Annotated in this window: 23 protein-coding genes; 14 read left to right on the top strand and 9 right to left on the bottom strand. The window is 71.6% G+C overall.

The window, feature by feature from the left end; genetic code table 11:
- Positions 1-71 precede the first annotated feature (71 nt).
- Genes pgl through tkt form a run of 6 tightly spaced genes read right to left on the bottom strand, consistent with a single transcriptional unit; the run spans position 72 to position 8,483 of the window.
- Positions 72-839: a 6-phosphogluconolactonase gene (gene pgl / locus D7223_RS02510; protein ID WP_120724327.1), complete on the bottom strand. Its 768-nt coding sequence runs from the start codon at positions 837-839 to the stop codon at positions 72-74.
- Positions 840-899: 60 nt separating this feature from the next.
- Entirely contained in the window at positions 900-1,916 is a 1,017-nt protein-coding gene (locus D7223_RS02505) for a glucose-6-phosphate dehydrogenase assembly protein OpcA (protein ID WP_120724325.1), read from the bottom strand.
- Positions 1,917-1,947: 31 nt separating this feature from the next.
- Complete coding sequence (gene zwf, locus D7223_RS02500) at positions 1,948-3,498, bottom strand: glucose-6-phosphate dehydrogenase (protein ID WP_120724323.1); 1,551 nt, start codon at positions 3,496-3,498, stop codon at positions 1,948-1,950.
- Between the two features lie 2 nt (positions 3,499-3,500).
- Positions 3,501-5,150 (bottom strand): glucose-6-phosphate isomerase, encoded by a 1,650-nt coding sequence (locus tag D7223_RS02495; protein WP_120724321.1) that lies wholly within the window; start codon positions 5,148-5,150, stop codon positions 3,501-3,503.
- Positions 5,147-6,328, bottom strand: a complete 1,182-nt coding sequence (gene tal / locus D7223_RS02490; RefSeq protein ID WP_120724319.1) for a transaldolase — start codon at positions 6,326-6,328, stop codon at positions 5,147-5,149. The genes D7223_RS02495 and tal overlap by 4 nt, the downstream gene beginning before the upstream one ends.
- A gap of 16 nt (positions 6,329-6,344) precedes the next feature.
- A complete protein-coding gene (gene tkt, locus D7223_RS02485) occupies positions 6,345-8,483 on the bottom strand; it encodes a transketolase (RefSeq protein WP_120724317.1) in 2,139 nt (712 codons plus the stop codon).
- Positions 8,484-8,758: 275 nt separating this feature from the next.
- Here tkt and D7223_RS02480 point away from each other — a divergent pair, with 275 nt between their 5' ends.
- From D7223_RS02480 to D7223_RS02470, 3 genes are all read left to right on the top strand, one after another.
- Positions 8,759-9,718: a heme o synthase gene (locus tag D7223_RS02480; protein ID WP_120724315.1), complete on the top strand. Its 960-nt coding sequence runs from the start codon at positions 8,759-8,761 to the stop codon at positions 9,716-9,718.
- A gap of 367 nt (positions 9,719-10,085) precedes the next feature.
- The gene (locus D7223_RS02475; protein WP_120724313.1) at positions 10,086-10,421 is read left to right on the top strand and encodes a hypothetical protein; all 336 of its coding nucleotides are present in this window, start codon (positions 10,086-10,088) and stop codon (positions 10,419-10,421) included.
- An 8-nt stretch (positions 10,422-10,429) separates the two neighbouring features.
- Entirely contained in the window at positions 10,430-11,353 is a 924-nt protein-coding gene (locus D7223_RS02470; RefSeq protein WP_120724311.1) for an ATP-grasp domain-containing protein, read from the top strand.
- A gap of 141 nt (positions 11,354-11,494) precedes the next feature.
- Here the strand turns inward: D7223_RS02470 and D7223_RS02465 are convergent, their stop codons facing one another.
- Positions 11,495-12,463, bottom strand: coding sequence for a COX15/CtaA family protein (locus tag D7223_RS02465; protein ID WP_186832184.1), 969 nt, complete (start codon positions 12,461-12,463; stop codon positions 11,495-11,497).
- Between the two features lie 98 nt (positions 12,464-12,561).
- Here D7223_RS02465 and D7223_RS02460 point away from each other — a divergent pair, with 98 nt between their 5' ends.
- From D7223_RS02460 to D7223_RS02425, 8 genes are all read left to right on the top strand, one after another.
- Positions 12,562-13,362, top strand: a complete 801-nt coding sequence (locus tag D7223_RS02460) for a helix-turn-helix transcriptional regulator (protein WP_186832185.1) — start codon at positions 12,562-12,564, stop codon at positions 13,360-13,362.
- Positions 13,359-14,789 carry a Fe-S cluster assembly protein SufB gene (sufB, locus tag D7223_RS02455; RefSeq protein ID WP_120724305.1) on the top strand — a complete coding sequence of 477 codons (1,431 nt, stop codon included), beginning with the start codon at positions 13,359-13,361 and terminating at the stop codon, positions 14,787-14,789. Before D7223_RS02460 ends, sufB begins: the two co-directional genes overlap by 4 nt.
- Positions 14,790-14,877: 88 nt before the next feature.
- Entirely contained in the window at positions 14,878-16,020 is a 1,143-nt protein-coding gene (gene sufD, locus D7223_RS02450; RefSeq protein WP_120724302.1) for a Fe-S cluster assembly protein SufD, read from the top strand.
- Entirely contained in the window at positions 16,020-16,346 is a 327-nt protein-coding gene (locus D7223_RS02445) for a non-heme iron oxygenase ferredoxin subunit (RefSeq protein WP_120724300.1), read from the top strand. Before sufD ends, D7223_RS02445 begins: the two co-directional genes overlap by 1 nt.
- The gene (gene sufC / locus D7223_RS02440) at positions 16,346-17,119 is read left to right on the top strand and encodes a Fe-S cluster assembly ATPase SufC (protein WP_120724298.1); all 774 of its coding nucleotides are present in this window, start codon (positions 16,346-16,348) and stop codon (positions 17,117-17,119) included. Before D7223_RS02445 ends, sufC begins: the two co-directional genes overlap by 1 nt.
- A gap of 86 nt (positions 17,120-17,205) precedes the next feature.
- Positions 17,206-18,510: a cysteine desulfurase gene (locus tag D7223_RS02435; RefSeq protein WP_120724296.1), complete on the top strand. Its 1,305-nt coding sequence runs from the start codon at positions 17,206-17,208 to the stop codon at positions 18,508-18,510.
- Entirely contained in the window at positions 18,510-18,986 is a 477-nt protein-coding gene (gene sufU, locus D7223_RS02430) for a Fe-S cluster assembly sulfur transfer protein SufU (protein ID WP_120724294.1), read from the top strand. The genes D7223_RS02435 and sufU overlap by 1 nt, the downstream gene beginning before the upstream one ends.
- Entirely contained in the window at positions 18,983-19,399 is a 417-nt protein-coding gene (locus D7223_RS02425; protein ID WP_120724292.1) for a metal-sulfur cluster assembly factor, read from the top strand. The genes sufU and D7223_RS02425 overlap by 4 nt, the downstream gene beginning before the upstream one ends.
- 87 nt (positions 19,400-19,486) lie before the next feature.
- On the opposite strand, the gene D7223_RS02420 is transcribed toward D7223_RS02425, so the two are convergent.
- On the bottom strand, positions 19,487-20,230 hold the full coding sequence (locus D7223_RS02420; protein ID WP_120724290.1) for a VOC family protein: 744 nt from the start codon (positions 20,228-20,230) through the stop codon (positions 19,487-19,489).
- Between the two features lie 320 nt (positions 20,231-20,550).
- Here D7223_RS02420 and D7223_RS02415 point away from each other — a divergent pair, with 320 nt between their 5' ends.
- Together D7223_RS02415 and D7223_RS02410 are read left to right on the top strand one after the other, a co-directional pair.
- Positions 20,551-21,147 carry a LysE family transporter gene (locus D7223_RS02415; RefSeq protein WP_120725662.1) on the top strand — a complete coding sequence of 199 codons (597 nt, stop codon included), beginning with the start codon at positions 20,551-20,553 and terminating at the stop codon, positions 21,145-21,147.
- A gap of 105 nt (positions 21,148-21,252) precedes the next feature.
- The gene (locus tag D7223_RS02410) at positions 21,253-21,912 is read left to right on the top strand and encodes an acVLRF1 family peptidyl-tRNA hydrolase (RefSeq protein WP_120724288.1); all 660 of its coding nucleotides are present in this window, start codon (positions 21,253-21,255) and stop codon (positions 21,910-21,912) included.
- Between the two features lie 46 nt (positions 21,913-21,958).
- On the opposite strand, the gene ypfJ is transcribed toward D7223_RS02410, so the two are convergent.
- A complete protein-coding gene (ypfJ, locus tag D7223_RS02405; protein WP_120724286.1) occupies positions 21,959-22,876 on the bottom strand; it encodes a KPN_02809 family neutral zinc metallopeptidase in 918 nt (305 codons plus the stop codon).
- A 246-nt stretch (positions 22,877-23,122) separates the two neighbouring features.
- On the opposite strand from ypfJ, the gene D7223_RS02400 reads away from it, so the two are divergent.
- On the top strand, positions 23,123-24,727 hold the full coding sequence (locus tag D7223_RS02400; RefSeq protein WP_120724284.1) for an ABC-F family ATP-binding cassette domain-containing protein: 1,605 nt from the start codon (positions 23,123-23,125) through the stop codon (positions 24,725-24,727).
- Positions 24,728-24,777: the final 50 nt, after the last annotated feature.

Here is a 24,777-nt window from a genome sequence, read left to right as displayed (position 1 = left end):
TTTTAACGCGCGACGTTAAAAGGGGGCCCTTCCTCTACACCAGGCGTTAAAAAGGTGCCCTTCCTTACCCTTCAGCGGAGGCTGCGCAGGCGGGTCGGCACGTCGGCGGCCGCGGCCCGGTCCAGCAGCCAGAGCGTACGGCCGGTGCCCTGCACCCCGGCCGCCGGCAACTGCACCGAACCCGCCCCCGCGAGGGCCATCCCGACCGCCGGGGACTTGTCGGCGCCGCTGGCCACCAGCCACACCTCCTCGGCGGTGTTGATCGCCGGCAGGGTCAGCGTGGTCCGCACCGGCGGCGGCTTCGGGCTGCCCCGCACCGCGCTCACCGGCCGGCTCTCGTAGTGCACCGGATGCTCGGGGAAGACCGAGGCGACGTGCCCGTCCTCCCCGACGCCCAGCATCAGCACGTCGAAGTGCGGCAGCGGGGCGGTGCCCGGGGCCGCCGCGGCCAGCTCCGCCGCGTACCGGGCGGCGGCCTCCTCCGGGTCGTCGCCGGCCGGGCCGTCGGACGCCGGCATCGGATGGATCCGGGCCGGGTCCAGCGGCACCACGTCCAGCAGCGCCGCGCGGGCCTGGGTCTCGTTGCGGTCCGGGTCCCCGGCCGGCAGGAACCGCTCGTCGCCCCACCACACGTCGACCCGGGACCAGTCCACCGCGTCCCGGGCGGGCAGCGCGGCGACAGCCCGGTACACGGCCGCGGCGATCCGCCCCCCGGTCAGCACCACCGACGCCTGGCCGCGTTCGGCCTGCGCGTCGAGGAGTTTCACCAGCAACCGGGCCGCCACCGCCTGCGCCAGCAGGTCGGCGTCGGCGTGGACGGCGACACTCGCCTCACTCATTCGTTCTGCCTTCGTCTCTCCGGCCGGTCGGGCCGGTGTGCCGTGCCGCCGTCGGGACGGTCAGTGCCCGGCACTCGTGCCGGTGTGGGCGGTGACTCCGGCCTCGGCCCGCTGGGCCTCGGCCGGGTCCTTCCAGACGTGCACCCGCTGGGCCGGCCGCTGGTCCAGGCCGGTCAGCCCACCGGCGGCGCCGAGCGCCTCCGCGTACACCTGGTCGGCGTCGAGCCGGCGCAGTTCCTCGGCCAGTTCGTCGCCGAGCGGCCGCCGGACCAGCGGCAGCCGCCGGTCCTCCTGGCCGGTACGCCGGAAGGTCGCCATGCTGTCGTCCCGGGTCAGCGTCAGCTGGTCGCCGTTGGCGCAGCGCAGCTGCACCTCCCGCATCCGGGGGAACTCGTCGGTGTGTTCCCACTGCGGGACGATGCCCAGCCGGCTGGCCAGCCAGCCGCTCATCAGCGCGGCGGTCGGGTCGGTCCGGGGCGCGACCACGGTCGCCTCGGTGACCCGTGCCTCGGTGGTGTCGAACGCGCCCGCGACGAGGGTGCGCCACAGGGTGATCCGGGTCCACGCGAGGTCGGTGTCCCCGGGCGCGTAGTCCCGGGCCCGCTGCCGCAGCGCCGCGATCGGGTCGGCGGCCTGGCCGGCGTCGGTGATCCGCCGGTCGGCGACCACACCGAGGAAGTCGGTGGCGATCTCGGCCGGCGGATCGCCGTGCCACCACGTGACGACCGGTACGTCGGGCACCAGCAGCGGCATCACCACCGACTCGGCGTGCAGGGCCAGCCGCCCGTACATCCGGGTGACCACCGCCTCGCACGGCCCGAGCCGCCCGCCGACGACGATCTCCGCGTCCAGCCGGGTGCGGTCCCGCTCGATGTCGGAGCGGACCACCACCAGCAGGCGGCACGGGTGGGCGGCGGCGGCGATGGTGGCCGCCGCCTCCGCCTCGCGTACCCGCTTCTCGTCCACCACCACGATCAGGGTGAGTGCCATCCCGCTGGCGACCCCGCCGGCGCTGCGCCGCTCGGCGGCGAGCGCCTTGACCACCTCGTTGCCGCTGGTGTCCCACAGCCCGATCACGGGTGCCTCCTGGTTCGGTCGCAGTGCGCGCTCATGCCCGCCGCCAGGCCCGGCCCTCGCGGGCCAGCATCTCGTCGGCGGCCCGGGGACCCCACTCGCCGGCCCGGTACGGCTCCGGTGTGGTGCCCGCCCACGCCTTCTCCAGCGGGTCCACGACCTGCCAGCTCTGCTCGACCTCGGCGGCGTCGGGGAAGAGCGTGCGGTCCCCGATGAGCACGTCCAGGACCAGCCGCTCGTACGCCTCCGGGCTGGACTCGGTGAACGCCTCGCCGTACTGGAAGTCCATCGCGATGTCGCGGACCTCCATCGTGGTGCCGGGCACCTTGGAGCCGAACTTCAGCACCACACCCTCGTCCGGCTGCACCCGGATGACCAGCTGGTTGTTGCCCAGCGACTCCATGTCGGCGTCGTTGAACGGCAGGTGCGGGGCGCGCTTGAAGATGATGGCGACCTCGGTCACCCGCCGGGGCAGTCGCTTGCCGGCCCGGATGTAGAACGGCACCTCCGCCCACCGCCGGTTCTGGATGCCCAGCCGCACGGCCACGTACGTCTCGGTGGTGGAGTCCTCCGGAACGCCCTCCTCCTCCAGGTAGCCGACGGCACGCTGGCCGCCCACCCAGCCGGGCAGGTACTGGCCGCGCACGGTGCCCTCGGTGACGTCCTTCGGCAGGGTGATCGCCTTGAGCACCTTGAGCTTCTCGGTGCGGATCTCCTCCGCGTCGAAGCTGGTCGGTTCCTCCATCGCCACCAGCGCCAGCAGTTGGAGCAGGTGGTTCTGCAGGACGTCCCGGGCGGCGCCGGCCGCGTCGTAGAAGCCGGCCCGGGAACCGATGCCCACGTCCTCGGCCATGGTGATCTGCACCGAGTCGACGTACTTGGAGTTCCACAGCGGCTCGAACAGGTTGTTGGCGAACCGCAGGGCGAGGATGTTCTGGACCGTCTCCTTGCCCAGGTAGTGGTCGATCCGGAACACGTCGTTGCGGGTGAACACGTCGTCGACCAGGTCGTTGAGGGACTTCGCCGACGGCAGGTCGTTGCCGAACGGCTTCTCCACCACCACCCGGCGCCAGCCGCCGCACTTGTCGTTGTCGGCCATGCCGGTGCGGGCGAGCTGCTTGAGCACGACCGGGAACGCCGCCGGGGGGATGGAGAAGTAGAAGGCGGCGTTGCCGGGAATGCCGTGGGTCTGGCGCAGATCCTCCAGCGTCGCGGCGAGGTGGTCGAACGCGGCGTCGTCGTCGAAGGAACCACCGACGAACTTGATGTTGCCGGCGAGCCGCGCCCAGACCTCCTCCCGCCAGGGGGTCCGGGCGTGCTTCTTGGCCGCCTCGTAGGCGAGGGACTCGAAGTCACCGTCACCCCAGTCCCGGCGGGCGAACCCGAGCACCACGAAGCCCGGCGGCAGCAGTCCCCGGTTCGCCAGGTCGTACACGGCCGGCAGCAGCTTCTTCCGAGCCAGGTCGCCGGTGACGCCGAAGATCACCAGAGCGCACGGCTCCGGGATCCTCGGCAGCCGCCGATCCTGCGCGTCGCGTAGCGGATTCACGCCGCCTCCTCGCTCCGCGTCGTCCACGTTCGTCATCGTCACGCCCGCAACGCTCCAACCGCATCGAGCAGCTGGGCCACGCCGGCCGACCGGTCGGTCAGGTGCAGGCGCACGAGCGGACGCTCCCGGCCCGCCAGGGCCTGCCGGTCGCCGGCGGCCTGCGCCGCCTGCAACTCCCCGAAGGTGTACGGCTTGCCGGGCACCGGCAGGTCCTCGGTCACCGCGCCGGTGAGCTGGAGGTAGCCGCCGACCTGCGGACCGCCCTTGTGGTACTGGCCGGTCGAGTGCAGGAAGCGCGGCCCCCAACCAAAGGTGACCGGACGACCGGAGGCGCCGGCCAGCGCCGGCCGCAGCCGGGCCGCGTCGGCGTCGGCGAAGCGGTCCAGGTACGCCATCACCGCGAGGTAGCCGTCGTCGCCCAGCCCGTCGGACAGCCACCGGAGTACGCCGGCCAGGTCACCGGGGTGGCCCTGCGGCGCGTACACCTCGATCGCGCCCTCGGTGAACGACGGCGTCTCCGCCGGCGGGCCCGAGGCCAGGATCTTGTTGGTGTTCTCCTTGGACTCGGTGACGTTGGGCTGGTTGAACGGGTCGATACCCAGCACCACGCCGGCGATCGCGGTGGCGTACTCCCAGGTCAGGAACTGGGCGCCGAGCGGGCCGTTGACCGCCACGTCCGGGTTCGCGCCGCCGCCGGGAACGTCACCGGCGGCCAGCGCGCCGCCGTAGGTGACGGTGAGCACGTCGGCGCCGGTGGCACCCGGGCTCTGCGGCGACTCCACCACCACCGGGAGGATGCCGACGCCGGCCTTGCCGGTGGACTCGGCGATGAGCTGCTCGGCCCAGTCGCCCAGCCCGTCGATGCCGGTGCCGTCGGAGATCAGCGCGACCTTGTCCCGGCCCATGGTGGCCGCCGCGCCGAGGGCCGCGCCGAGCGCCAGGCCCGGGTTGTCGCGGTCCCCGCCCAGCGACCGGGACAGCTCGTCGGCCTGGTCCAGCAGTTCGGCCACCTCGACGCCGACCAGCGCGGACGGGACCAGTCCGAACGCGGTCAGCGCGGAGTAGCGCCCGCCGACGTTCGGGTCGGCGAGCACGGTGAAGGCGCCCATCTCGGCGGCGGTGGCCTCCAGCGGCGAACCGGGGTCGGTGACGATCACGAAGTGCCGGCCGGCCTCCGCCTCGGTCATCCCGGCGTCCAGGAACGCCTGCCAGTACGCGCGGCGGTGGCTGTCGGTCTCCACGGTGGAGCCCGACTTGCTGGCCACCACGACCACGGTGCGCTCCAGCCGGTCGGCCAGCGCCGCCCGGACCTGGCCCGGGTCGGTGGTGTCCAGCACGGTGAGCTGCTTGCCGAGGGTACGGGCGATGACCTCGGGGGCCAGCGACGAGCCGCCCATCCCGGCCAGCACCACGTGGTCGAGGTCGGCCAGTTCCGCGGTCAGCTCGGCGAGCTGGGGGAGCAGCTCCCGGCTCTGCCGGTGGGTGTCCACCCAGCCGAGGCGGACCTTCGCCTCCGCCTCGGCGTCCGGGCCCCACAGCGTGGGGTCCTTGTCGGCGAGCTTGGCGGGCACGCCGGCGTTGACCAGCGCGTCGCGGGTGGAGGCGGGAGCGGACCGGTCGACCGCGTCCGCGCCGTGCACGGAGAGACCGGCGGCCGCCTCGACGGCCCCGGACAGCAGGTCACTCATGCATTGCCCCCCGCCTGCTGGGCGGCCCGCGCGTTCGGCTTGGCGGCGTCGCTCGGGTCGCTCTTGCCGGCGGCGGCGGCCTCCAGCGACTTGCGGACCCCGTCGAGCAGCTCCTGCCAGCTCGTCTCGAACTTCTCCACACCCTCGCGCTCCAGCACGCCGATGGCGTCGTCGATGTCGACGCCCACCGACTCCAGGTCGGCGAAGACCTGCCGGGCCTCGTCGTAGGAGGCGGTGATGGTGTCGCCCCGGGTCTCGCCGTGGTCGGCGTACGCGTGGATGACCGGCTCGGGCATCGTGTTGACCGTGCCGGGGGCGATCAGCTCCTCGACGTAGATCACGTCCCGGTAGTCCGGGTTCTTCGTCGAGGTGGACGCCCACAGCGGCCGCTGCGGGTGCGCGCCGGCGTCGGCGAGCGCCTGCCAGCGGTCGGAGGAGAAGACCTCGCCGTAGCGCTCGTACGCCAGCTTCGCGTTGGCCACGGCGGCCTTCCCGCGCAGCGCCTTGGCCTGCTCGGAGCCGATCTTCTCCAGCCGCTTGTCGATCTCGGAGTCGACCCGGGAGACGAAGAACGACGCCACCGAGCCGATCTTGGAGAGGTCGTGGCCGTTGGCCTTCGCCTGCTCCAGGCCGGCGAGGAACGCCTCCATCACCGCCGAGTAGCGCTCCAGGCTGAAGATCAGGGTCACGTTGACGCTGATCCCCTCGGCCAGGGTCGCGGTGATCGCCGGCAGGCCCGCCTCGGTGGCCGGGATCTTGATGAAGAGGTTCGGCCGGTCGACCAGCCACCACAGCGCCTTGGCCTCGGCGACGGTCTTCTCCGTGTCGTGGGCCAGCCGCGGGTCCACCTCGATCGAGACCCGGCCGTCGACGCCCGCGCTGCCGTCGTACGACGGGCGCATGACGTCGCACGCCCACCGCACGTCGTACGTGGTGAGCATGCGGACGGCCTCCTCGACCTCCACCCCACGGGTGGCCAGGTCGCGCAGTTGCCAGTCGTAGGTGTCGGCGTCGCTCAGCGCCTTCGCGAAGATCGTCGGGTTGGTGGTCACCCCGGCGACGTGCTTCTCCCGGCGGAGCTGGTCCAGCCCGCCGGAGCTGAGTCGGACCCGGGAAAGATCATCGAGCCAGACCGCCACACCCGCGGCGGTGAGCTCGTTCAACCTGTCGCTTGTCATGCCGTCGACGCTCCCCTCAGTTGCCGGTCGTGAAACCGGTGATGTCGCCCACCCGGGCCAGCGAGGCGTGTGCCGCCGCGACGATCCGGTCCCCGGTGAAGCCGAACTGCTCGAACAGCACGGTGTGCGGGGCGCTCGCGCCGTAGTGCTCCAGGCTGACGCTCTCGCCGAGGTCGCCGACCACGCCGCGCCACGACATGGCGATGCCCGCCTCCACGCTCACCCGGGCCTTTACCCCACGGGGCAGGACCGACTCCCGGTACGCCTCGTCCTGCTCGTAGAACCACTCCTGGCAGGGCATCGAGACGACCCGGGTCGGGGTGCCGTCGGCCTCCAACCGCTCCCGGGCGGTCAGGCAGAGCTGCACCTCGGAGCCGGTACCGACGATGATCACCTGCGGCTTGCCGTTGGACGCCTCGGCCAGCACGTAGCCGCCCTTGGCCACGCCCTCGGCACCGGCCAGGACCGACCGGTCCAGGGTCGGCAACGGCTGCCGGCTGAGCGCCAGCGCGGTCGGCCGGTCGGTGTGCTCCAGGGCCTGCCGCCACGCCCAGACGGTCTCGTTGGCGTCGGCCGGGCGGACCACGTCCAACCCGGGGATGGCCCGCAGCGCGGTCAGGTGCTCGACCGGCTGGTGGGTCGGACCGTCCTCGCCCAGGCCGATCGAGTCGTGCGTCCAGACGTAGGTCACCGGCAGCTTCATCAGCGCGGCCAGCCGCACCGACGGGCGCATGTAGTCGCTGAACACGAGGAACGTGCCGCCGTACGGGCGGGTGCCGCCGTGCAGGGCGATGCCGTTGAGAATCGCGCCCATGGCGTGCTCGCGGATGCCGAAGTGCAGGGTGCGGCCGTACTCGTGGCCGGGGAAGTCCTTGGTCGCGTGCGCGGCCGGGATGAAGGAGGGCTCACCCTTCATCGTGGTGTTGTTGCTCTCCGCCAGGTCGGCCGAGCCGCCCCACAGCTCCGGCAGCACCGGGGCGAGGGCCTCCAGGACCTTGCCGGAGGCGGCGCGCGTCGCCACCCCCTTGGCGTCGGCGGGGAACTCCGGCAGCGCGTCGGTCCAGCCCCGCGGCAGCACCCGGCCGGCCATCCGCTCGTAGAGCGCGGCGCGCTCCGGGTTGGCCTTCTTCCAGGCGTCGAACGCGGGGGTCCACTCCTGCTGGGCCGCGTCGCCCCGGCCCATCACCGTGCGGGCGTGCCCGAGGACCTCCTCGTCGACCTGGAACGTCTGGGCCGGGTCGAAGTCGAGGAGCTGCTTGGTGGCGGCCACCTCGTCGGCGCCGAGCGCGGAGCCGTGGATCTTGCCGGTGTTCTGCTTGTTCGGCGCGGGCCAGCCGATGATGGTGCGCAGCGCGATGAAGGACGGGCGCGCGGTCTCGGCCTTCGCCGCCAGCAGCGCCCGGTACAACTCCTCCACGTCCTCGTGGTAGTCGCCCTGGTCGGCCTCGCCGCGGCGCCAGTCGACGGTCTGCACGTGCCAGCCGTACGCCTCGTAGCGGGCCGCGACGTCCTCGCTCTTGGCGATCCGGGTGTCGTCCTCGATCGAGATCTCGTTGTCGTCGTAGATCAGGCAGAGATTGCCCAGCTGCTGGTGGCCGGCGAGCGCGCTGGCCTCGTGGCTGATGCCCTCCTCGATGTCGCCGTCGGAGGCGATGCACCAGATGTCGTGGTCGAAGACCGAGGCGCCCGGCTCGGCCTCCGGGTCGAACAGGCCGCGCTCGCGGCGGGCCGCCATCGCCATGCCGACCGCGTTGCCCAGACCCTGCCCGAGCGGCCCGGTGGTGGTCTCCACACCGGGGGTGTGCCCGTGCTCGGGGTGGCCGGGGGTGAGGGATCCCCACTGCCGCAGCGACTTCAGATCCTCCAGGCTCAGCGGGTACCCGGAGAGGAAGAGCTGGATGTAGAGGGTGAGGCTGGAGTGCCCGGCGGAGAGCACGAAACGGTCCCGCCCGGGCCAGTTCGGGTCGGCCGGGTTGTGCCGCATCACCCGGTTGAAGAGCAGGTACGCCGCGGGCGCGAGGCTCATCGCGGTGCCCGGGTGGCCGTTGCCGGATTTCTCCACGGCGTCCATGGCCAGCACGCGGACCGTGTCGACGGCCCGGCGGTCGAGGTCGGACCAGTTGAGTGCGGGGTGCTCGGGTCGGTTGGCAGCCACGATGGTTGTGCTCCTCGGCAGATGGGCGGAACCCTCACTGATGACCCTATCGAGCGGTCCTAAACGTGCGCCCGGGGATCTCCGCATGCTCTTCTGTACGTTCCGGTGCGGCGGACCGTTCAGGTCGTGCCGACGACCCGGCGGTGTGACGGCCCGCACCGTTACCGGGTCGCCCGGGCAGCCAAAACGACAGCGCGTAGTGTGTGGGGCGGTGTGGACCCGGACGCGGTCCCGCCCGCCCCGACTCCCCTCCCGACGCCGGAAGGTGGCAATCCGTGAGCATGATCACCGAGCGCCCCGTCAGCAACTCTGCCGGGCAGCAGCCGGTGCGCACGGTCGCGGAGACCCCGACGGCCCGCCCGCGTGACGTCCGGGCGGTCGTGGCGGCGTACGTGACGCTCACCAAGCCGCGGATCGTCGAGCTGCTCCTGGTGACCACGGTTCCGGCGATGATGCTCGCGCACGGCGGCCTGCCGTCGCTGTGGCTGATCGCCGTGGTGCTGGTGGGCGGCTCGCTCGCCGCGGGCGCGGCCAGCGTCCTCAACTGCTACATCGACCGGGACATCGACCAGCTGATGCGGCGCACCAAGCGCCGCCCGCTGCCGGCGCACACCGTGTCGCCGCGCAACGCGCTGGTCTTCGGCCTGGTGCTGGCGGTCGTCTCGGTCGCCCTGATGGCGGCGGCCACGAACCTGCTGGCCGCCGGCCTCACCCTGGCGGCGATCGTCTACTACGACCTCGTCTACACCCTCTGGCTCAAGCGCACCACGACGGCCAACACGTTCTGGGGCGGCGCCTGCGGCGCGGCGCCGGTGCTGATCGGCTGGGCGGCGGTGACCGGGTCGCTCGCCCCGGCGGCGTGGGGCCTGTTCGCGGTGGTCTTCTTCTGGCAGATGCCGCACTTCTACCCGCTGGCGATGAAGTACAAGGACGACTACGCCCGGGCGGGCATCCCGATGCTCCCGGTGGTGGCGTCCACCCGCCGGGTCAACGCCGAGATCCTGCTCTTCGCCTGGCTCACCGTGCTGACCTCGCTGGCCGTCTGGCCGCTGGGGATGAGCGCCGTGTACGGCGTACCGACCCTGGTGGTGGGTGCGATCTTCCTGGTCGAGGCGCACAAGCTCTGCCGCCGCGCGACCCGCGGCCAGGCGGTCAAGCCGATGCGCCTGTTCCACTGGTCCACCACCTATCTGACCATCGTCTTCGCCGCGGTCGCGCTCGACGCCCTGATCTGAGACGGCGCCCCGGGCCGCCCGGTCTGCCCGGTCGGCCGTCCACCCGCTCGTGCCGCCCGTTTCCTCGTTCACCGATCCGTAGCCGGATCGATCCGGGCGTGCACGGTGAGTGACGTAGGTCAGGGAAAAGTCGCCATCATCGATGAATTGTCCGTCTTTACCGCCCGACAATTGGAAGTTTCGTCACAGGGCGGACCCGCCACTTGCGTTCCACATCCGGCAATTATGTGACAGCGATTCGGGCCTCTAAGTAGGGATAAATACGGGCAGATCACCTGTGGTCTTCCTTAAACCAGCGGGTAATTGGCATCACAAAAGGTTCACGAAAGTCGCCCGCACGGGTGCACATCTGCTTAGGCTTCGCGTCATGGCAGATGGTTCCGATACGACGCTGACGGCTGAGCAGGCCGCCAACGCCCAGGCCCCCAACGGCCTGGTCGCGGGTATCAAGTCGTTCGCCGCCGGGCACGGCGGCGCGAAGGCGGTCATCGAGTACGTCGGCAAGCGAGGCGCACGGATCGTGCTGGTGGGCGAGGACGGGGCGTGGGGCGACCAGTTCGCCGACGACACCGTCGTCGCACGTCAGGCGTGCGCCAAGGCGGGAGTCACCGTCGAGAACGCGTGGGAGCGTGAACTGATGGACCAGATGCGCCCGAGCAACGACCTGTGGCGGTCGATGGCACGGCGCACCATGGCCCGCTGAACACATAGATGACCAACCACCACCAGTCGACCCGGGGGGAACCCCGGGTCGCTCTCGTCACCTGCTCCGCCTTCCCCGACCTGGAGGACGACGACCGGCTCGTCCTCGGTCCCCTCGCGGCCCGCGGGGTGGCCGCGGAGCCCGTCGTCTGGGACGACCCGGCCGCCGACTGGTCCGCGTACGACCTGGTGGTACTCCGTTCGCCCTGGGACTACATGTCCCGCCGGGACGCCTTCGTCGCCTGGGCGTCGTCGGTGCCGGCCCTGGTCAACCCGGCGGACGTGGTCACCTGGAACACCGACAAGCGCTACCTCGACCAGCTCTCCGCCGCCGGTGTGCCGACCGTGCCCACCACCTGGGTGGCGCCGGGCGAGGAGTGGGACCTCCCGGCCGACCGGGGCGAGTACGTGCTCAAGCCCTCGGTCAGCGCCGGCAGCCAGGACACCGGCCGCTACGACCTGTCCGACCCCGGACACCGGGACCTGGCCCGGGCGCACGTCCGGCGCCTCGGCGCGGCCGGCCGGGTCACCATGGTCCAGCCGTACCTCTCGGCGGTGGACGTGGCGGGGGAGACCGCCCTGCTGTTCGTCACCGGCCCGGACGGGCTGCGGTTCAGTCACGCGATCCGCAAGGGTGCCCTGCTCACCGGCCCCGACCTCGGCATGGACGGGCTCTACAAGCCGGAGGAGATCGCCCCGCGGACCGCCACCGAGGAGCAGCTGTCGGTGGCGCGGCGGACCCTCGCGGCGGTGCCCGGCGGGTCCGACCGGCTGCTCTACGCCCGGGTGGACCTGATCCCGGGGGCCGACGGCGACCCGGTCCTGGTGGAGCTGGAGTTGACCGAGCCCTCACTCTTCCTCGGCCACGGCGACGGTGCCGCCGATCGCCTCGCCGACGCGATCGTCACCCACCTCGCCCGTCGTCCGGGCTGAGCACGGGCGGGCCGGTCACTCCTGCTGGTGGTCGCGCTGCCGGTGACCGCCCGCCGGCGGCGTGTCCAGCCGGACCGCGCCTTCGGCGTTGCCGGCGAAGTCGTTGTCCTCCATCCGGGCGCCCACGCAGTTTCCGCCAGGTCAGGCGTTGGCGGCGACCGGTTCGACGGCCGGGGTGGACGGCGGCGCCGGGGCGGGCGCCACCGGCTGCCGCTCCCGGGTCGACCACTGGACCGACAGGGTGGCCAGCAGCACCAGGCAGGAGCCGAGCATGTGCGCGCCGACGAGGACGGCGGGCAGGTCGGTGAAGTACTGCACGAAACCGATCAGGCCCTGGCCCAGCTCCACGGCGACCAGCACCAGCGCGGCCCGGTACGCCCGGGCGGCGCCGACGGCCCGGAACGCGAACACCAGCGCCACCGACAGGCCGATCAGCAGGAAGACCGAGTCGGCGTGGACCTGGGAGATCGTCTCCGGGTCCAGGCCGTTGCGGGCCGCGCCGTGGTCGCCCGCGTGCGGGCCGCTGCCGGTCACCCAGGTGCCGATCACCAGCACCGCCGCGCTGACCGCGGTGGTGATCCGGGCCAGGGTCCGCAGCGGCGCCGGCACCACCGCGACCACCGGTCCGTCCGGGTCCTTCGCCCGCTGCCAGAGGGCGTACGCGGCCGCGATCACCAGCATCGACGCCAGGAAGTGCAGGCCGACCACCCACGGGTTGAGGTCGGTGAGCACGGTGATGCCACCCAGCACCGCCTGGGCCGGGATGCCGAGGAACACGGCGACCGCCAGCGGCAGCAGTCCCCGGCGCCGGGGACGGTGCAGCAACACCGCCAGCAGCGTGGCCAGCGCGATGATGCCGACGGCGAAGGTGAGCAGCCGGTTGCCGAACTCGATCACCCCGTGCACGCCCATCTCCGCCGTGGTGGTGTAGGACTCGTCGGTGCAGCGGGGCCAGGTGGGGCAGCCGAGACCGGACGCGGTCAGTCGGACGGCCCCGCCGGTGACGACGATCGCGACGTTCGCGACGATGTTGGCGTACGTCAGACGACGCAGCAGCGTGGTGGAGACCGGGAACCGGACGGCAGGCTTCACGGAGCGAATCCTACGCAACGTAGTGGAGCCCGATCGGGTGACTCCGGCACGGCGGTGGTTCGGATCACCGGACCCCGGGTTTGCGGGCCCCCCGGGAATTACGTAACGTTGGCGTTGTGAAAAACGCGGCGGGGCTCTCCGGGCACCCACCGGTGGCCACTGCGGCCGCCGGTCGAGCTGCCGCGTCCCATTCTGCCGCACCTGATTCTGCCGCCTCCCAGCCCGCCGCGTCCGATCTTTCCACCCGGGACCGGGTGACCCGGCTGCTACTGGAGCGCGGCGCGACCACCGCCGCGCAGCTCGGCGACGCGTTGGGCCTCAGCCCGGCGGCGATCCGACGGCACCTCGACGCCATGCTCGCCGACGGCGACGTGACGGCGCGCGAGCAGGTCGTCCGGGGCAGTCGAGGACGGGGCCGACCGGCCAAGGTCTTCCTGCTCACCGACGCGGCCCGGGGCCGCTGCGGCACGCACCACTACGACAACATGGCTACCGCGGCGCTGCGTTGGATCGCCCGCAACGGCGGCTCGGACGCGGTCGAGGCGTTCGCCACCGACCAGGTGGCGGCCCTGGAGACCCGGTGCCGGGCCGCCATGGAGGACGCCGGTGACGATCCGCTCGCCCGGGCGGAGGCACTCGCCGGGGCGTTGACCGCGGAGGGATACGCTGCCAACGCGTCCACCATCGCCTCCGGCGGCCAGCTCTGTCAGCACCACTGCCCGGTGGCGCACGTGGCCGCCGAGTTCCCCCAGCTGTGCGAGGCCGAGACGGCGGTCATTTCCCGTCTGGTCGGCACCCACGTGCAGCGTCTGGCCACCATCGCGCACGGCGACGGGGTGTGCACCACGCACATCCCGGCCCAGTCGGGGCGCGCCAAGTCCGGTAAGACCGTCACCACTGTGAGGACAGATAGATGACCGAGCAGATCGTCCAGCCCCTGACCCAGGAAGAGCAGCTTGCCGCCCTCGGTCGCTACGAGTACGGCTGGTCCGACCCGGACGCCGCCGGGGCGGTCGCCCAGCGTGGCCTCAGCGAGGCGGTGGTGCGGGACATCTCGGCCAAGAAGAACGAGCCGGCCTGGATGCTCGACCTGCGGCTGAAGGGCCTGCGGCTGTTCGGGCGCAAGCCGATGCCGTCCTGGGGCGCCGACCTCACCGGGATCGACTTCGACAACATCAAGTACTTCGTGCGGTCCACCGAGAAGCAGGCCACCAGCTGGGAGGACCTGCCCGAGGACATCAAGAACACCTACGACCGGCTGGGCATCCCGGAGGCGGAGAAGCAGCGGCTGGTCGCCGGCGTCGCCGCGCAGTACGAGTCCGAGGTCGTCTACCACAAGATCCGCGAGGACCTCGAGGAGCAGGGCGTCCTGTTCCTGGACACCGACACCGCGCTGCGCGAGCACGAGGACGTCTTCAAGGAGTACTTCGGCACGGTGATCCCGGTCGGCGACAACAAGTTCGCCGCGCTGAACACCTCCGTGTGGTCCGGTGGCTCGTTCATCTACGTGCCGAAGGGCGTGCACGTGGAGATCCCGCTGCAGGCCTACTTCCGGATCAACACGGAGAACATGGGCCAGTTCGAGCGGACGCTGATCATCGTCGACGAGGGTGCGTACGTGCACTACGTCGAGGGCTGCACCGCGCCGCTGTACTCCTCCGACTCGCTGCACAGCGCGGTCGTGGAGATCATCGTGAAGAAGAACGCCCGCTGCCGTTACACGACCATCCAGAACTGGTCGAACAACGTCTACAACCTGGTCACCAAGCGCGCCGTCTGCCACGAGGGCGCGACCATGGAGTGGGTCGACGGCAACATCGGCTCCAAGGTCACCATGAAGTACCCGGCGGTCTACATGACCGGCGAGCACGCCAAGGGCGAGGTGCTCTCGGTGGCCATGGCCGGCGAGGGCCAGCACCAGGACGCCGGCGCCAAGATGGTGCACGCGGCGCCGCACACCAGCAGCACCATCGTGTCGAAGTCGATCGCCCGGGGCGGTGGCCGGACCTCGTACCGGGGCCTGGTGCAGGTGCTGGAGGGCTCGCACAGCAGCCGCAGCACGGTGAAGTGCGACGCGCTGCTGGTGGACACCATCTCCCGCTCGGACACCTACCCGTACGTCGACATCCGCGAGGACGACGTGTCGATGGGGCACGAGGCGACCGTCTCCAAGATCAGCGACGACCAGCTCTTCTACCTGATGAGCCGGGGCCTGAGCGAGGACGAGGCGATGGCGATGATCGTCCGCGGCTTCATCGAGCCGATCGCCAAGGAGCTCCCGATGGAGTACGCCCTGGAACTCAACCGCCTGATCGAGCTCCAGATGGAGGGCGCGGTCGGCTGACGCCGCCCGTCCCGCGCGGCGGGCCGGCCACGCCGGCTCGCCGCACCGAGCACCAGACATCGTCGTCACAGGACAGACCAAGGAAGAGATGACTACCCAGGCTTCCGCGCCGCCCAGCACCAAGTCGCAGGCGCTCCGCTCGTACGACGTCGCCGACTTCCCGGCCCTGACCGGCCTGGAGGAGGAGTGGCGTTTCACCCCGCTCAAGCGGCTGCGCGGCCTGACCGGCGACGCGCCGGCCGGGACCGGCACGGTCCGGCACGAGTACGGTGACCTGCCCGCGGGCGTGACCGTCTCGCGGGTCGGCCGCGACGACGAGCGGATCGGCAGTGTGCTCACCCCGGTCGACCGGGTCAGCGCGCTGGCGTACGGCGCCGCCGACGGGGCGCTGCTGGTCCGGGTGGACTCCTCGGCGGTGGTTCCGGCGCCGGTGAGCCTGCGTGTGGTCGGCGAGGGCGCCGACCGGGCGGCGTTCGGCCACACCTTCGTCGAGGTGGGCCGCTTCGCCGAGGTGACCCTGGTCGTCGAGCACGCCGGTTCGGCCACCCTGGCCGACAACGTCGAGGTCTCCATCGCCGACGGGGCGAAGCTGACCCTGGTCACCGTGGCCGACTGGGCCGACGACGCCGTGCAGGCGCAGCACCTCAAGCTGAAGCTGGGCCGGGACGCCCGGGTCACGCACGTCCAGGTGACCCTCGGCGGCGACCTGGTCCGGCAGTACACCTCGGTGGAGTACACCGACCGGGGCGGCGAGGCCGAGCTGTACGGCGTCTACTTCGCCGACTCCGGCCAGCACCTGGAACACCGGCAGCTGGTCGACCACAGCGTCCCGGACTGCCGCAGCTACGTCGGCTACCGGGGTGCCCTGCAGGGGGAGAGCGCGCACACCGTCTGGGTGGGCGACGTCCTGATCCGGGCCGAGGCGACCGGCACCGACACGTACGAGATCAACCGGAACCTGCTGCTCACCGACGGCGCGCGGGCGGACTCCGTACCCAATCTGGAGATCGAGACCGGCGAGATCGCCGGCGCCGGCCACGCGAGCGCGACCGGCCGCTTCGACGACGAACAGCTCTTCTACCTGATGGCCCGGGGCATCCCGGAGGGTGAGGCGCGGCGCCTGGTGGTGCGCGGTTTCTTCGCCGAGCTGATCAACAAGATCCCGGTGGAGTCCCTGCGCGAGCGCCTGGGGGACGCGATCGAGGCCCGGCTGGCGAAGGCGGGCGCCTGATGATCAGGATCTGCTCGACCGAGGACGTGCCGAAGGGCACCGCGATCAGCGCGGCCGTCGACGGCGCCCAGATCGCGCTGGTGCACGCCGAGGACGGCTCGTTCCACGCGGTGTACGACGAGTGCTCGCACGCCGCCGTCGCCCTCTCCGAGGGCGAGGTCGACGGCTGCACGCTGGAATGCTGGCTGCACGGTTCCCGTTTCGACCTGCGGACGGGTGAGCCCACCGGGCTGCCCGCCACCGAACCCGTTCCCGTCTACCCCGTCGAGGTCCGTGACGGGGACATCTACGTCAGCCTGACGCCGAGCAATGGAGTGACCCGATAATGAGCACCCTGGAGATCCGCGACCTGAAGGTGTCGGTCAAGCTGCCCGAGGGTGAGCTCAAGCCGATCCTGGCCGGTGTCGACCTGACCGTGCGGTCGGGGGAGACCCATGCGATCATGGGCCCCAACGGCTCCGGCAAGTCCACCCTGGCGTACTCGATCGCCGGGCACCCCAAGTACGAGATCACCGGCGGTTCGGTGACCCTGGACGGCGAGGACGTGCTGGCCATGTCCGTCGACGAGCGGGCCCGCGCCGGCCTCTTCCTGGCCATGCAGTACCCGGTCGAGGTCCCCGGTGTCTCGGTGGCCAACTTCCTGCGTACCGCCAAGACCGCCATCGACGGCGAGGCGCCGAAGCTGCGCACCTGGGGCGGCGAGCTGCGCGGTGCGATGGAGCGCCTCCAGATGGACCCGGCGTTCGCCCAGCGCAACGTCAACGAGGGCTTCTCCGGCGGCGAGAAGAAGCGGCACGAGATCGTGCAGCTGGAACTGCTCAAGCCGAAGATCGCCATCCTCGACGAGACCGACTCCGGCCTCGACGTGGACGCGCTGCGCGTGGTCAGTGAGGGCGTCAACCGGGTCCGCGACAACGGCGACACCGGAATGCTGCTGATCACCCACTACACCCGGATCCTGCGCTACATCAAGCCCGACCACGTGCACGTCTTCGTGGCCGGTCGGATCGTCGAGCAGGGCGGCCGGGAGCTGGCCGACAAGCTCGAGGAAGAGGGCTACGAGCGGTACGCCGCCGGAGCCGGTTCGGCGAAGGCCTGACCAACCGTGAGCGAGCGTCAGCGAGCGAACCATCGGCTCAGCCCGTCGGTGCCTCGTTCCGGCACGGAGCGAAGCGGGGTGCCGGCATGAGCGCGATCGCGATCCCGGCGGGCATGCCGCAGTACGACGACGTGCCCCGGTACGACGTCGCCGCCGTCCGCGCCGACTTCCCGATCCTCGACCGGGAGGTCAACGGGCACCGGCTCGTCTACCTGGACAGCGCCAACACCTCGCACAAGCCGCGCCAGGTGCTCGACGTGCTCGCCGAGCACTACGCGATGCACAACGCCAACGTCTCGCGCTCGGTGCACACGCTGGGCACCGAGGCCACCGAGGCGTACGAGGGCGCGCGGGCCAAGGTCGCCGCGTTCGTCAACGCGCCGAGCGTCGACGAGGTGGTGTTCACCAAGAACTCCACCGAGGCGATCAACATCGTGGCGTACGCCTTCTCGAACGCCTCGTTGCGTCCGGACGGTGACCCGCGGTTCCGGCTGGGCCCCGGCGACGAGATCGTGATCTCCGAGATGGAGCACCACTCGAACATCGTGCCCTGGCAGTTGCTGGCCGAGCGGACCGGCGCGACCCTGCGCTGGTTTTCGGTCACCGACGCCGGCCGGCTGGACGAGTCGGGCCTGGACGAGCTGGTCACCGAACGGACGAAGATCGTCTCGCTGGTGCACATGTCCAACATCCTCGGCACCGTCAACGCCACCTCGCGGATCACCGCGCGGGTGCGTGCGGTCGGTGCGCTGCTGCTGCTGGACTGCTCCCAGTCGGTGCCGCACATGCCGATGGACGTGGTCGACCTCGACGCGGACTTCATCGTCTTCACCGGCCACAAGATGTGCGCGCCGACCGGCATCGGGGTGCTGTGGGGCCGGGCCGAGCTACTGGCGGCCATGCCGCCGGTGTTCGGCGGCGGCTCGATGATCGAGACGGTGTCGATGGCGGGCTCGACGTTCGCCGCGCCGCCGGCGCGCTTCGAGGCGGGCACCCCGCCGATCGCCGAGGCGGTGGCGCTCGGCGCGGCCGTGGACTACCTCACCGGCATCGGCATGCCGGCGATCCAGTGGCACGAGAAGCAGCTGACGGCGTACGCGCTGGACGCCCTCGCGTCGGTGCCCGACCTGCGGATCTTCGGCCCGACCGTGCCGGTCGGCCGGGGCGGCACCATCTCCTTCGCGCTGGGCGACGTGCACCCGCACGACGTGGGGCAGGTGCTGGACTCCCTCGGCGTGCAGGTGCGGGTGGGGCACCACTGCGCCCGGCCGGTCTGCACCCGCTTCGGAGTGCCGGCGACCACCCGTGCGTCGTTCTACCTCTACACCACCACCGAGGAGATCGACGCCCTGGTGGCGGGCCTGGAAAAGGTGCGGAAGGTGTTCGGCTGATGCAGCTCGAATCTCTTTACCAGGAGATCATCCTGGATCACTACAAGCGCCCGCACGGCCGTGGTCTGCGGGACGCCGGCGACCCGGCGAGCCGGGTCGCCGAGGCCCACCACGTCAACCCGACCTGTGGTGACGAGGTGACCGTCCGGGTGGCCACCGACGGCGCGGTGCTGCACGACGTCTCGTACGACGGCATGGGTTGCTCGATCAGCCAGGCCTCGGCGAGCGTGCTGCACGAGCTGCTCACCGGCCGGGCCGCCGGCGAGGCGTTCGAGGTGCACGAGGCGTTCGTGGAGTTGATGTCCGGTCGTGGCCAGGTCACGCCGGACGAGGACGTACTCGGTGACGGGGTCGCTTTCGCGGGTGTCGCCCGCTACCCCGCCCGGGTCAAGTGCGCGCTGTTGCCGTGGATGGCGTTCAAGGACGCCGCGGCACGCGCCGGTGTGGGCGCGAGCCCGACGGAGGTGAAGGCATGAGCGAGGAAACCGCGACGCCGCAGACGGGGGACACCGCGACGACGAGCGGTGCCGTCGCGACCGAGGGCGCCACGGCGCCGGCCGCCGGTAAGGCTGCCGTCGCCGACATCGAGGAGGCGATGAAGGACGTCGTCGACCCGGAGCTGGGCATCAACGTGGTCGACCTCGGCCTGGTGTACGGCGTGCACATCGGCGACGACAACGTCGCCACCCTGGACATGACGCTGACCTCGGCGGCCTGCCCGCTCACCGACGTGATCGAGGACCAGACCCGGCAGGCGCTGACCACCGGCCCCGGCGGCGGTCTGGTCGACGACATCCGGATCAACTGGGTGTGGCTCCCGCCGTGGGGCCCGGACAAGATCACCGACGAGGGACGCGACCAGCTCCGCTCGCTCGGCTTCAACGTCTGAGCCGTTGCCGTGGCGCGGCCGGCACCTCGATCGGATGATGGAAAACTGTCGGACACGCCGTCAGGCGGACGGTTCTCCATCATCCGATCAAGGCTGCGAGGGCAGCCAGTCCAGGAGGACGGCGGGGTCGGAGACGGCGCGGGTCACCTGCTGGAGTTCCGCGTCGGTCAGCGGGAGCATCCGTAGCCGGGTGCCCCAGCCGGGTACCCGCTCCGGCTCCTCCAGCGCCACCGACAGCTCGATCAACGCGGCCAGCGCCAACGCCTGCTCGACGGCCGGCGCCGCGTCGCCGTGTCGGCGTAGCCCGGAATTGAGTGCCCGGAAGGCGGCCTTGTCGTCGCTCTTGAAGTCGCGCAGGATCCGGGCGTTGTCGAGCACCCGGGCCAGCCCCGCCAGCTCCTTCGCGCCGCCGTACTCCAGCTCCGCAGGCTCGTCGCGCCTGATGAAGGTGATCGAGTTTCCGGACGGGTCGACCAGGGTGAACCGGGAAGCACCGGGCCGGTAGCGGGTGATCCGGGGCTGCCCCTTGGCGAGCACCCTGCCGTACGCGCGACGCATCGCCGCGCTGAACGCCGCGTGGTACGGCGCGACCGCGTCGACGAACACCAGGCAACCACCGGTGTTCTCGGCCGACGGGTCGACAGCGCTCGGCGCGCCGTCGTAGTGCAACTCGAACCCACTAAACCGGAACGCCAGGTACACGTACGGTTTCGTCTGCTTCCAGGTCACTGCGAAGCCGAGGGCCTGCCAGAACGCCAGGGTCTCGTCCGGTGACGTGCAGTGCAGCAGCGGCACGGCAGTCTCGTTGGGCAGGATGCGGTCCTTGGGCACGGAACCTCACTGACGGTAGAAGGCGATCGTGCCCGACCATTGTGTCCGCGGCCTCGTCCCGCCGCCCTGGGTGGGAGCGACAAGTTTCTCGGCCCGTCCGACGGTTCTCCCCGTCCGCCGAACCTGATCTGCGGGTGCGATCCACCCGCGCAAAACCGGAGGCGTCGCCGGCCGGCCGCGGTCCAGAATGGGCGCGTGACCGAGGCGTACCCGAAGCAGGTTCCTGTCCGTGCGGTGACCGCCGCGCGTCGACAGCGGACCGGGCCGAGGTCCGCCCCGGCGCGCCGTCCGCCGTCGTGACGGCGGCGTTCCTGGCCGGAATGGTCGCCGGGTTCGGCGTCGCCATCCCGGTCGGTGCGATCGCGGTACTGGTCATGGGCCTGGCCGCGCGGACCTCGTTCCGGGTCGGAGCTGCCGCCGCGCTCGGGGTGGCGACGGCCGACGGACTGTACGCCGCGGTGGCGGCGATCGGCGGCGTGGCCCTGGCCGCCACGATCGCCCCGGTCGCCGGGCCCCTGCGGGTCGTGGCCGCCGTGGTGCTGCTCGGTCTCGCCGCGCACACCGCCTGCCGGGCCCTGCGCCCGGCCGCGGTGCCGGCCGCGGAGCGCCCGGGGATGGACAGCCCCTCACGGGCGTTCGCCGGGTTGCTGGCGCTGACCCTGCTGAACCCGGCGACCGTGGTCTACTTCGCGGCGCTCGTGCTGGGTCGGCGCGACGCCGCCGACCCGGACGCGGGCACCGCCGGGGCGTTCGTGCTGGGGGCGTTCCTCGCCTCGGCGAGTTGGCAACTTCTGGTCGCCGGCAGCGGCACCCTGGTCGGCCGGGTGCTGGCGGGTCGGCGTGGCCGCCTGGTCACCGCCCTGGTGTCGAGCGCCGTCATCGCCACGCTTGCTCTCACCATGCTTCTCGCCGGGTAAGGCGGCGAGCACGCGACATCGGGGAAGATGCCGGCACCGGCGCCGTGGAGGCAGCACCTTCCCCGAAGATGTCGGCCACCCAGGCAGAGGGCGTAGGTTCTGGGGGTGGGTTTCAGGGCTGCGGCCGGTGGCGGGCGTTGGGTGGACGTGGCGCCGGGGCGGGTGGGGCGTTGGGTCGACGGCTTCACCGACCGGCACGGTCCGCCCGCTGTCACCAGCGAGGCGTACGGGCTGATGCTCGTCGCCCCGGACGGCGAGACCGCCGAACTGCACACGCCGCCCGGCGTCCCGGAAACCGCCGACCTCCCCGGCTTCGTGGCCGCCGTGACCGCGCCCCGCCGGCTCGGTCTGCTGCTCGCCCGCAAGGGGGCGGTAGCGGTCGGGGTCGCCGACGGCGACGAGTTGACCGTGTCGAAGGTGGACACCCGGTACGTGCAGGGGCGCACCGCGGCCGGTGGCTGGTCGCAGCAGCGGTTCGCCCGACGGCGGGACAACCAGGCGAAGGCGGCCACCGCGGACGCGGTCGACCTGGCCGTACGCCTGCTGCTGCCGGCGGTCGGGACGCTCGCCGCGCTGGTGTGCGGCGGCGACCGGCGCGCGGTCGACGCGGTGCTGGCCGACCGGCGGCTCGCGCCGCTGGCGGCGTTGCGCGCCGAGCGTCTGCTCGACGTGCCCGAACCCCGGCACGCGGTGCTGGTCGCGGCGGTCGCCGCCGCCCGCGCCGTGCACATCCTCGTCCGGCAGTATGGAAGGGCCCCTTCTTAACGCCTGGCGTGGTAAAAGGGACCCTTCCTAACTCCGGGCGCGCCGACTACACGGTCCCGCTGAAGGTGTCGCAGGACTTCGGGTCGCCGGTCTCGTAGCCCTTCGTGAACCACTCGCGGCGCTGCGCCGACGAGCCGTGGGTGAACTCGTCGGGGTTCACCGGGCGGTCGGCGCGCTTGGAGATGGCGTCGTCGCCGATCTTCTCGGCGGTGTCGATGGCCTGCTGGATGTCCTGCTCGGTGATGCTCTTGAAGATCTTCTGGCCGCTGTCGTCGGCGGTCCCGGTCGCGTTCTTCGCCCAGGCCCCGGCGTAGCAGTCGGCCTGCAGCTCCAGCTTGACCGACAGGGCGTTGGCGTTGTCCGGGTCGCGCTGCTGCTGGCGGCGCACCTGCTCGTTGGTGCCGAGCAGGTTCTGCACGTGGTGGCCGTACTCGTGGGCGAGCACGTACGGCTGGGCGAACTCGCCCTCGGCGCCGAGCTGCTCGCCGAGCACCTGGTAGAAGCTCAGGTCGATGTAGACCAGCGAGTCGGCCGGGCAGTAGAACGGGCCGACGCCGGAGTCGGCCTGCCCGCAGGCGGTGGTGACGGCCTGGCTGAAGAAGACCGTGTCGGTCGCCTTGTACTGGTCACCGAAGGCCTCCGGCAGCGCGGTGCGCCAGTACGCCTGGATCGAGTTGACGTAGAGGGTGTTGCGGCACTCGAGCTTCTGCAGCGCGTCCTCGGCCGCGCAGGTCTGCTCCAGCGACGTGTTGTCACCCTGCTCGCCACCGCCGCCGTTGGTGGCGGCATTCAGCCCGAAGCCGCCACCTACCAGGGCGACCAGGACGGCGATGACGATTCCGACGATGCCGCCCCGGCCACCGCCGATCGGGATGGGGATCCCGCCGATGCCCCCACCGCCTCCGGACCCCCGGCGGTCGTCCACCTGGCTGGTGTCGATACGCGCGTTCTCGTTCAGCTCCATGTGTACCCCGATCACCCTTTGATCCAGTTGAGGTGGTTGCGGTACCGGACCGGGTCCGGACGACGGATTCGGTACCCGATGATCTTGACTGGTAATCCGGCGGAACGGCCACGGGGCGCCCGGTACACTTGTCGGGTGCTGCTCTGCGAAGGCTGAACCGCCCCGCGCCGACGGACCCACCGCGTCCGCCGGCGCTTTCGCGTGCCTGAGTCAGCCCTTCCAGACCCCGAGAGCGAGTCCGTCGAGATGATCACTGCCAGCGGCCTGGAACTCCGTGCCGGCTCCCGCATCCTGCTGTCCGACACCACCCTGCGGGTACAGCCGGGTGACCGCATCGGCCTGGTCGGCCGTAACGGTGCCGGCAAGACCACCACGCTGAAGGTGCTCGCCGGGGAAGGACAGCCGTACGCGGGCCAGATCGACCGGCGCAGCGCCATCGGCTACCTCCCGCAGGACCCGCGGACCGGCGACCTGGAGGCCACCGGACGGGACCGGGTGCTCTCCGCCCGGGGCCTGGACGTACTGATGGCCCAGATGAAGGAGGTCGAGGCCCGGCTGGCCGAGGACCCCGACGACAAGCTGGTCCGTCGCTACGGCGCGCTGGAGGACCAGTTCGCCGCCCTTGGCGGGTACGCCGCCGAGGCGGAGGCCGCCCGGATCTGCGCGAACCTCGGTCTGCCCGACCGGGCCCTCGCGCAGACCATCGGCACCCTGTCCGGCGGTCAGCGCCGGCGCATCGAGCTGGCCCGGATCCTGTTCCGCGACGCGGGCGAGAACGGCGGCGGCATCCTGCTGCTCGACGAGCCCACCAACCACCTCGACGCCGACTCGATCACCTGGCTGCGCGGCTTCCTCGCCAACCACAAGGGCGGCCTGATCGTGATCTCGCACGACGGGTCGCTGCTGGAGTCGGTGGTCAACAAGGTCTGGTTCCTGGACGCCACCCGCTCCGTGGTCGACGTCTACAACCTCGGCTGGAAGGCGTACCTGGAGGCGCGGGAGACCGACGAGCGGCGCCGGCGACGGGAGCGGGCCAACGCCGAGAAGAAGGCCGGCGCGCTGATGGCGCAGGCGGACAAGATGCGGGCCAAGGCCACCAAGACGGTCGCCGCGCAGAACATGGCCCGCCGGGCCGAGAAGCTGATCGCCGGCCTGGACGAGGTACGCGTCGCCGACCGGGTCGCCAAGGTGCGCTTCCCCAACCCGGCGCCGTGCGGCAAGACGCCGCTGACCGCCACCGGCCTGTCCAAGTCGTACGGGTCGTTGGAGATCTTCACCGACGTGGACGTCGCGGTCGACCGGGGCTCCCGGGTGGCGATCCTCGGGCTCAACGGCGCCGGCAAGACCACCCTGTTGCGGATGCTGGGCGGTCTGCTGGAGCCGGACACCGGCGCGGTGCACCCGGGCCACGGCCTGCGGCTGGGCTACTACGCCCAGGAGCACGAGACGCTGGACGTGGAGCGGACCATCCTGGAGCACATGCGCAGCGCCGCCGCGGACCAGACCGACACCGACCTGCGGAAGATCCTGGGCGCGTTCCTGTTCTCCGGCGAGGACGTGGACAAGCCGGCGGGGGTGCTCTCCGGCGGGGAGAAGACCCGGTTGGCGCTGGCCACCCTGGTCTGCTCCGGCGCCAACGTGCTCCTGCTCGACGAGCCGACGAACAACCTGGACCCGGTCAGCCGGGAGCAGGTGCTCGACGCGATCGCCCGTTATCCCGGCGCGATCGTACTGGTCACCCACGACCCGGGCGCGGTCCTGGCGCTCAAGCCGGACCGGGCGATCCTGCTGCCCGACGGTGACGAGGACGCCTGGAGTGACGACCTCCTGGAACTGGTCGAACTCGCCTGAGGTGTCAGCGGACCGGGTCAGCCCGAGGCGTCGGCGGGCCGGGTCGAGCC

It is taken from the genome of Micromonospora endolithica, from assembly GCF_003626595.1.
Taxonomy (GTDB): Bacteria; Actinomycetota; Actinomycetes; order Mycobacteriales; family Micromonosporaceae; genus Micromonospora; species Micromonospora endolithica.
The sequence above is the reverse complement of the archived record's forward strand: the minus strand, read 5'-3'. Positions and strand labels throughout refer to the sequence as shown.